The sequence below is a fragment of the Streptomyces capoamus genome, from assembly GCF_014654935.1.
Taxonomy (GTDB): Bacteria; Actinomycetota; Actinomycetes; order Streptomycetales; family Streptomycetaceae; genus Streptomyces; species Streptomyces capoamus.
In genome coordinates, this window is record NZ_BNBF01000014.1 from 192,498 (window position 1) to 200,745 (window position 8,248).

The following is an 8,248-nucleotide window of genomic DNA, read 5'->3' on the forward strand; positions in this document are numbered from 1 at the left end:
ACTCCAGCGGGCGCAGGTCGAGCAGGCGCAGCAGGTCGAACATCCTGAGGCGCACCTCCTCGTCGCGCCCGTGGACGACGAAGACGTTGCGCCGGCGGTCCGGGGCCGGCTCCGAGTCGCCCCGGTCCGGCTGGGCGGGACGGACGGGGGCCGGGGCTGGGGCCGGGACAGGCACGTGCTGCGTGCCCGAGTTGGTGGTGTTGTTGTTGCCGGTGACGAAGCTGTTGTTGCGCCCGAAGTCGTTCCTGCTTCCGTAGTCGCTGCTGTTGCCGCCCGAGGTGTGCGTCATGCGGCTCCCGCCCCCTGACCGCCGGCCGGGCCGCCGAAGTGCTGCGTGCCCGAGTTGGTGGTGTTGTTGTCCCCGCTCACGAAGCTGTTGTTGTGCCCGTAGTCGTTGAGGATGTTCGTCTGGCGTGCCTCGTGCTCCGCCAGGTCCACGTTGTGCTCGTACAGGAAGTCCCGCACGACCTGCAGGAACTGGCGCTCGACGATCTGCGTGTACTTCACGGTGTCGGTCTCCTGGAAGAAGACGTGGAAGCGGGGGCTGGTCGCCATCTCGCGGACACTGGTGACCGCCCCCCGGTTGAGCACGGCGTCCGCGTAGCGGCCGAGGCCGAACTCGCTGCTGTCGGCCGGCTGCGGCACCCGGAGCTTCTCCTTGGCCCACGGCAGCCGCGGCAGCAGCCGGGCACCCGCCGCCCTGGCCGCGGCCGACCGGACCGCGGAGCGGGGCGTGCCGCGCACGGTGTGCCAGGCCAGCTTGAGCAGCAGCCGCTCGTCCAGGGCGGCGGGGAGCCGGTCCACCAGCTGGAAGCTCGCCCGGACCGGCGCCAGCACGTACGAGTAGAACTCGGTGTGCAGCGTGTTGCCCTTGAGGTCGAAGCCGACGAAGGCCGTGGTGACCAGCTCCTGGTCCCAGGAGCCCACCCGGATGCACAGATAGGTGCGGCCCGTGTCGTGGCGGTCCTCCCACCGGCCGTCGAGCCGGTCGAGCTGCTCGGGGGTCGGCTCGGCCAGGCCGCGGAGCGTGGTGACGGCGGTGGTGAAGGTGCTCCGCTCGACGGCGAGGCCCTCGATCCGCTGCGCGGGGCGGGCCCGGTCGCGCAGCCGGGCGGTCATGCGGTCGGCGACGTAGGCGGTCAGTTCCTCGACGGTGAAGGGGACGACCTCCTTGCGCTGGGGCTCCTGCCCGGTGGCTCCGGGTGCCGCGGCCGGCCCGGCGCCGGGCCGGCCGTCGAACACCACGAGCGGGGCGCCGATCAGCAGTTCCGCGTTGGACCAGCGGCGCACCGGCGCGCCCGCGCCGACGAACGGCTTGTAGCCGCCGTAGCGGATCACCGTGCCGTCCGAGGTCTGCTCCCGCTCGATCTTGGCCACCAGTTCGCGCGTCAGCTCCCGGTGCTCGGGGTACGAACCGTCGAACCCGCGGCCCCGGCGTCCGTCCCGGGAGGGGGCGGCCAGCCGGCGCGTCAGCGTCTGCAGAGTGACGACCCGCCGCAGGAACGCGGTGACCCACATCAGCCACACCACCGCCAGCACTCCGGCGAAGCCGTCCAGCACGCCGACGGTCGTGAGGAGGAACGTGAGGGCGGTGCCCGCCGCCAGCACGGCCAGCCGGATGCGCTGCAGCCGGCGCGCCGCCAGCGCGTGCGCGAGCACGGGGACCGCGTCGTACCCGTACGACGGGGCCACCACCCGGTACCGGTGGGTCAGCAACTCGCGGATGACACCGGCGCGGTAGACCGGGTCGAGGTAGGTGCCCGCGCACAGCAGCCGGGTGGCGTTGCTGGTGGCGTCCGGGCCCGGCCGGGGCCCGGACGGGCCGCCCGGTTCCGGCGACGGAGCGGGCACGGTGAGGAAGTCGCTCGCCATTGTCTTCTCGCTCCGCTCTGGTCAGCCGGTGGGGGTCATGGTGGCGTGGGTGATGGCACCGTCGCCCACGGTGTACCGGCCGCTGTACGTCTTGTGCGTGCCGTCGGTCTGCCGGGCCCGGAGCTGGACCCAGACCGTGTCGCCCCGGACGGACTCGATGGTGATGTCGTCCCGCTCGGTGGCCCCGAAGCCGGACACGAAGGAGGCGTAGGACGCGTCGAGGTTCTTGCCGCCCAGGTCCCAGGCGGTCGCGAAGTCGTGCTGGTTGATGGCGTCGAAGAAGCGGGTCACCGTGCCGGCGGGGCCGTCGGCGGCCTCGGTGCCGGTGCCGGAGGTGCCGGCCGGGCCGGAAGCGGTGCCGGCGGGGTCGGCGGCGTCGGTAGGTGTCCAGGTCGGCGTCTCGTACGCCGTGGAGGTGTCCGGTACCGGCTCGTTCGAGGACGACGGGTCGTGGTCGCCGGAGGAGCCGTCCGAGTAACTACCGGAATACCCCCCGGAATAGCCACCGGAGTAGCCGCCGCCGTCGGCGGAGGCCGCTCCGGGTCCGCCGTCTCCCCCGGTGTCCAGGTGGGGCACGATGCCCATGAGAAGGATCAGCAGAAAGGGGACACCACCGATGAGCAGTGCGAACGTCCGCTCCCTGCCGCCGGCGGGTAAGAGGCTCGGCGGCTCGTAGGTGTGGTTCATGGGTCCTCGCAACTCCCGGCAGACGTCCGGGATCTCGCTCGTTCCGTCGGGATGACGACAGTCACTCTGCCCGACATCCGTCGGGCGGGGACCGGTTTCACGCTTCCGATGCGCTTCCGATCCGCCGCCCGCGGGGCAGTGCGTCGGACAGGTGTTCAGGGCACCGTGCCCCGGCTCGACGGCAGCTCCCGGACGGACGGGTTCACAGCCGGGGGTCGACCGGCTCCGACTCCAGCGCCAGCACCCCGAACACCGCCTCGTGCACCCGCCACAGCGGCTCCCCGTCCGCGAGCCGGTCCAGGGCCTCCAGACCGAGCGCGTACTCGCGCAGCGCCAGGGAGCGCTTGTGGTTCAGGGACCGCTGCCGCAGCCGGGCCAGGTTCTCCGGCCTCGTGTACTCCGGACCGTAGACGATCCGCAGGTACTCGCGGCCCCGGCACTTGACGCCCGGCTGCACCAGCCGGCCCTCGGCGGTGCGGACGAGCGCGCCGAGCGGCTTGACGACCATGCCCTCGCCGCCGCGGCCGGTCATCTCCAGCCACCAGTCGACCCCCGCGCGCACCGACTCCGGATCGCCGGTGTCGACGTACAGCCGCCTGGTGGTGTGCAGCAGTCCGGTGCCGTCGTGCTCCACCAGCCGGTCGGCCAGCGCCAGTTGCTCGTCGTGCGGCAGTGCGGCGAGGCTGCGGCCCTGGACCGCGAGCAGCTGGAAGGGCGCCATCCGGACGCCGTCCAGGCCCTCGGTGGTCCAGCAGTAACGGCGGTAGGCAGCGGTGAACGCGGCCGCGTCGGCGGCCCGTTCGCGCTGCCGGGTGAGCAGGCCGCCCACGTCGGCACCGCGCGCGGCCGCCGCCTCCAGGGCGGCGAGCGCGTCCGGGAACACCGCGCCGGAGGCGGCGCCGACGGCCGCGTACTGGGCGCGCAGCAGACCCGACGCCTTCAGCGACCACGGCATCAGCTCGGCGTCCAGCAGCAGCCAGTCCGTGCCGAACTCGTCCCACAGCCCGGCGTCCCCGATCGCCGTTCGCAGCCGGCCGAGGATCTGCTCGGTCATCTGCTCGTCGTCGAAGAACGGCCGCCCGGTACGGGTGTAGAGGGACCCGGTGGGACCGTCCACCCCGAACCGCCCGCGCGCCGCGTCCGCGTCCCGGCAGACCAGGGCCACGGCCCGGGAGCCCATGTGCTTCTCCTCGCACACCACCCGCGCCACCCCGTCCCGCGCGTACTGCGCGAAGGCCTCCGCGGGGTGCTCCAGGAAGTGTCCGTCAGCGGCTCCGCCGTCGGCGTCCACCGCCGAGGCGGCCGTGGGCGCCATGGTCGGCGGCAGGTACGGCAGCAGGCGCGGGTCGATCGCGAAGCGGCTCATGACCTCCAGGGCCGCCGCCGCGTTCTCCTCCCGGACCGCCACCCTGCCCGCGTGCCGGGTCTCCACGGCCCGGCGGCCGTGCACGTCCGCCAGGTCCAGCGGCCGGCCGTCGTGCCCGCCGGGCGCCTCGGTGCGCAGTGGCCGCGCCGGCTCGTACCAGACCCGCTCGGCCGGTACGTCGACCAGCTCGCGCTCCGGCCAGCGCAGTGCTGTCAGCCTGCCGCCGAAGACGGCACCGGTGTCCAGGCAGATGGTGTTGTTGAGCCAGGTGGCCTTGGGCACCGGGGTGTGGCCGTAGACCACCGCCGCGCGGCCCCGGTAGTCCTCCGCCCACGGGTAGCGCACGGGCAGCCCGAACTCGTCGGTCTCGCCGGTGGTCTCGCCGTACAGGGCGTGGGAGCGGACCCGGCCGGACGTGCGGCCGTGGTACTTCTCGGGCAGGCCGGCGTGGCAGACCACCAGCCTGCCGCCGTCCAGGACGTAGTGGCTGACCAGCCCGTCCAGGAACTGCCGGACCTCCGCCCTGAACTCCTCGCTCTCGCCCGCCATCTGCGCGACGGTCTCGGCGAGCCCGTGGGTGAGCCGGACCTCGTGGCCCCTGAGGTGACGGCCGTACTTGTTCTCGTGGTTGCCCGGCACGCACAGGGCGTCGCCGGACTTCACCATCGCCATGACGCGGCGCAGCACGCCGGGGCTGTCCGGACCGCGGTCGACCAGGTCGCCGACGAACACGGCCGTACGGCCCTCGGGGTGCGCCCCGTCGGCGTACCCCAGCTTCGCCAGCAGTGCCTCCAGTTCGGCGGAGCAGCCGTGGACGTCGCCGATGATGTCGAAGGGGCCGGTGAGGTGGGTCAGGTCGTTGAAGCGCTTCTCGGTGACGACGGTGGCGTTCTCCACCTCCCGCACCCCGCGCAGTACGTGCACCCTGCGGAAGCCCTCGCGCTCCAGGTGGCGCAGCGAGCGGCGCAGTTCGCGGATGTGCCGCTGGACGACCCGGCGGGGCAGGGCCGCCCGGTCGGGGCGGCCCGCGTTGCGCTCGGCGCAGACCTCCTCCGGCACGTCCAGCACGATGGCGACGGGCAGCACGTCGTACTCCCTGGCCAGCTCGACCAGCCGGCGCCGGGCGTCCTGCTGCACGCTGGTGGCGTCCACGACGGTGCGCCGGCCGGCCGCCAGCCGCTTGCCGGCGATGTAGTGCAGGACGTCGAAGGCGTCCCGGGTGGCGTCCTGGTCGTTCTCGTCGTCGCCGACCAGGCCGCGGCAGAAGTCGGAGGAGATCACCTCGGTGGGCTTGAAGTGCCGGCGGGCGAAGGTGGACTTGCCGGAGCCGGAGGCGCCCACGAGGACGACGAGGGCGAGGTCGGTGACGGGCAGGGTCCGTCCCTGGTGCTGTGTGCCGGTCATGCCGCCTTCGCCTCCTTCTCGTCCCTGATCGTGAACACGGCCATCTGGGTGGGCGGCCCCACCTCGGGGTCCTCGTCGCCGACGGGGGTGAATCCGATGTCGTAGCCGTGCCGTCGGGCCACGGCCGCCGCCCAGCCGCGGAACTCCTCGCGGGTCCACTCGAAGCGGTGGTCGCCGTGCCGGGCGTGCCCGGCGGGCAGACTCTCCCAGCGGACGTTGTACTCGACGTTGGGGGTGGTCACCACGACCGTGCGCGGGCGGGCGTGCCCGAAGACGGCGTACTCCAGCGCGGGCAGCCGGGGCGGGTCGAGGTGCTCGACGACCTCGCTCAGCACGGCGGCGTCGTAGCCCTTGAGCCGCTTGTCGGTGTAGGTGAGGGAGCCCTGGACGAGCCGGACGCGTGCGGCCTGCCGCTCGCCCATGCGGTCCAGCCTCAGCCGCCGGGCGGCGACGGTCAGGGCACGCACCGACACGTCGACGCCGACGATCTCGGTGAACCGTACGTCCGTCAGCAGTTCCTGTACCAACTGGCCCTGTCCGCAGCCGAGGTCGAGGACCCGGGCCGCGCCGGACGCGCGCAGCGCCGCGGTGATCGCCTCCCGCCGTCGCACGGCGAGCGGGGCCGGCCTCTCCTCGGCCTCGGTGTCCTCGGCGACGGCGTTGTCGAGGTCCTCGACCGCGCTGTCGTCGGCCTCCGCGAGCCGCACCAGTTCCAGCCGCTCAGCCGCCCGCCGGGTCAGCGACCGGCGGCGCGCCAGGTACCGGCTGGTGATCAGGTGCTGCTCCGGGTGCCCGGCGAGCCAGCCCTCGCCGGCCCGCAGCAGCTTGTCCACCTCGTCGGCGGAGACCCAGTAGTGCTTGGCGTCGTCCAGCACCGGCAGCAGCACGTACAGGTGGCGCAGCGCCTCGGCGAGGGTCAGCCGGTCCGACTCCAGCACCAGCCGTACGTACCGCGAGTCGCCCCACTCCGGGAACGCGGTGTCGAGCGGCACCGGATCGGCGGTGACCGTCCAGCCGAGCGGTGCGAAGAGCCCGCGCACCAGGGGCGCCCCGCCGCGGGCGGGCAGGGCCGGCACCTCGATGCGCAGGGGCAGGGGTGCGGCGGCCCGCTCCGGGCGGGCGGCGCACACTCCGCGCAGGGCGCTGGCGAAGACGTTGCCCAGCGCCACGGCGAGCAGCGAGGACGCCGCGTAGGGGCGGTCGTTGACGTACTGCGCGAGGGCGGCGTCGGGTGCGCCGCCGCGGCCCTTGCCCTTGCCCCGCCGGACCAGCGCGACCGTGTCGGTCTCCAGCAGCAGCGCGGCCGTGCACCGCTCGGCGTCCGCCTCGGGGTAGAAGACGTGCGCCGTGCCGTACGAGGTGGAGAACGCCTGCGTCCTGCCGGGGTGCTTGTGCAGCAGGTACCCCAGGTCGGTGGCCGGGTTCCCGGCCGTGCCGGTGGTGGAGATCGTCACGAACATGCCGTCGAGTCTCCCGGGTCGGCACCCCGGCCGACCACCGTTTTTCCCTGCGGCGGCCGGTTCCTGACGAACCGGCCGCGGTGCGCGGGATCCCCGCTCAGGACGCGGCGTCGACGATCTTCCGGGCGGTCGCCATGGCCCGCCGGTCGTCGGCGCGCCGGTCCTCCAGCGCCTTCTTGTTCTCGGTGATGGTCTTCTTCTGCGCGCGGCTCTCGACGGCGTGCACGGTCTGGATGTACCGGGTGTCGAGCTTGCAGCGGGCGTCCGCGGCGGCGGTCTTCTTCTCCTTGGCGGACGGGGCGTCGCCGCGGTACCAGTCGGAGTCGGTGGAGGCCTGGTCCGGGTCGCTGTAGTGGAAGCCCTCCTCCTTCATGCACTTCGACCACGCGCGGTCGGCCTTCTTCCACGCCGGGTCCTTCGCCGCTTCCTTGTGCGCCATGTACCAGTACTGCAGGGGGAGCGAGTAGTAGCCGCTCAGCCGCACGCCGCCGATCTTCGTCGGCTTGGGCTCGGGGCCGTAGATCTTCTTGAGCGCCTCCCCCATGCAGCCCTTCCTCGGGATGGGGTTGCCGTGCGCCCGGTGGCTGTCGCCGGACTCGAAGCTGCCGGTGAGGGCCGCGTACTGGTCGGCCGGGAACTCCATGGGCTGGCTGCCGTCGGACTCGTCCCGCCGCGCGTTGTGGTAGCCGTGCTCGGCGGCCAGGTCGGGGTCGTCCACACCGTACGGGGTGGCGTCGCCGACCTTGCTGCCGCCGCTCATGAGGGTGCCCTGCCGGACCGGGTAGGTCGACTCGACCGTCCGGATGTCGAGCGTCTTGAAGCCGCTGAAGCCGAGCCGGACCATGCACTGCCTGGCGAGGATCCACTGCGCCGTGCCGACCGCCTTGCCGTCGCGGGTCGTTGCGTCCGGAACGTAGGCGTTCAACGGGAACGACTTCATGGTGTTGAGGCGGCGGGCCTCGCCGTCGGGGTCGTCGCCGCCGACGAACTGGCAGGCGGACACGGCGAGCAGACCGGTGAGGGCGAGGGGGAGGAGTTTGCGCACCGGGTCATCCGACCAGCCGGAGATCATGTGCGCTGTGGCGGAGCCCACAGTTCCGTGCCCCACTGCTCACCGTTGGGCGGTTGTGAACTGCGCGTGTCCAACATGTGATCTCCGTTATGGCTCCCGGTCCCCGGGAACTGATGGAGTGAGCCCCCGTCAACTGACCAATGACAGAAGGGGGAACCATGACCCACGGCATGGGAATCCGCGTCCGGCGCAGAGCCGCCGTCGCGCTGGCGGCCGGAGCCGTCCTCGGCACCGGCGTCCTCGCGACCGCTCCCGCCCAGGCCGCGCCGGCCGCGGCCGCCGCCCCGCGCTCCGCCGCGGCCGCGCCGCAGGTGTCGGCCCAGGGCGCGTACGCCGTGAACCCGGCCACGGGCAAGCAGCTCTTCGGCAAGGCGCCGGACGGACGGC

General features: G+C 73.2%; 5 protein-coding genes and 2 pseudogenes. 1 reads left to right on the forward strand and 6 read right to left on the reverse strand.

What is annotated here, in order from left to right:
• The 6 genes and pseudogenes from IE312_RS41355 to IE312_RS22500 all read right to left on the reverse strand — a co-directional run.
• Positions 1 to 289: pseudogene (locus tag IE312_RS41355) on the reverse strand (hypothetical protein); the annotation flags it as partial.
• On the reverse strand, positions 286 to 1,872 hold the full coding sequence (locus IE312_RS22480; RefSeq protein WP_189984149.1) for an AbeC-like domain-containing protein: 1,587 nt from the start codon (positions 1,870 to 1,872) through the stop codon (positions 286 to 288). The gene IE312_RS22480 and the pseudogene IE312_RS41355, both read right to left, overlap by 4 nt.
• A 21-nt stretch (positions 1,873 to 1,893) precedes the next feature.
• The gene (locus tag IE312_RS22485) at positions 1,894 to 2,559 is read right to left on the reverse strand and encodes a hypothetical protein (RefSeq protein ID WP_189984150.1); all 666 of its coding nucleotides are present in this window, start codon (positions 2,557 to 2,559) and stop codon (positions 1,894 to 1,896) included.
• A gap of 202 nt (positions 2,560 to 2,761) precedes the next feature.
• Complete coding sequence (locus IE312_RS22490; protein ID WP_189984151.1) at positions 2,762 to 5,329, reverse strand: polynucleotide kinase-phosphatase; 2,568 nt, start codon at positions 5,327 to 5,329, stop codon at positions 2,762 to 2,764.
• Positions 5,326 to 6,789 carry a 3' terminal RNA ribose 2'-O-methyltransferase Hen1 gene (locus IE312_RS22495; protein WP_189984152.1) on the reverse strand — a complete coding sequence of 488 codons (1,464 nt, stop codon included), beginning with the start codon at positions 6,787 to 6,789 and terminating at the stop codon, positions 5,326 to 5,328. Before IE312_RS22495 ends, IE312_RS22490 begins: the two co-directional genes overlap by 4 nt.
• Before the next feature lie 97 nt (positions 6,790 to 6,886).
• Positions 6,887 to 7,834: a hypothetical protein gene (locus IE312_RS22500; RefSeq protein WP_189984153.1), complete on the reverse strand. Its 948-nt coding sequence runs from the start codon at positions 7,832 to 7,834 to the stop codon at positions 6,887 to 6,889.
• Positions 7,835 to 8,019: 185 nt separating this feature from the next.
• Between IE312_RS22500 and IE312_RS41360 the strand changes: the two are divergent.
• A pseudogene (locus tag IE312_RS41360) lies at positions 8,020 to 8,248 on the forward strand (D-alanyl-D-alanine carboxypeptidase); the annotation flags it as partial.

Bases quoted from the DNA above. Each gene is read 5' to 3' on its own strand.
- IE312_RS22495 (WP_189984152.1), bottom strand. From the start codon at position 6,789: ATGTTCGTGACGATCTCCACCACCGGCACGGCCGGGAACCCGGCCACC.
- IE312_RS22490 (WP_189984151.1), bottom strand. From the start codon at position 5,329: ATGACCGGCACACAGCACCAGGGACGGACCCTGCCCGTCACCGACCTC.
- IE312_RS22485 (WP_189984150.1), bottom strand. From the start codon at position 2,559: ATGAACCACACCTACGAGCCGCCGAGCCTCTTACCCGCCGGCGGCAGG.
- IE312_RS22480 (WP_189984149.1), bottom strand. From the start codon at position 1,872: ATGGCGAGCGACTTCCTCACCGTGCCCGCTCCGTCGCCGGAACCGGGC.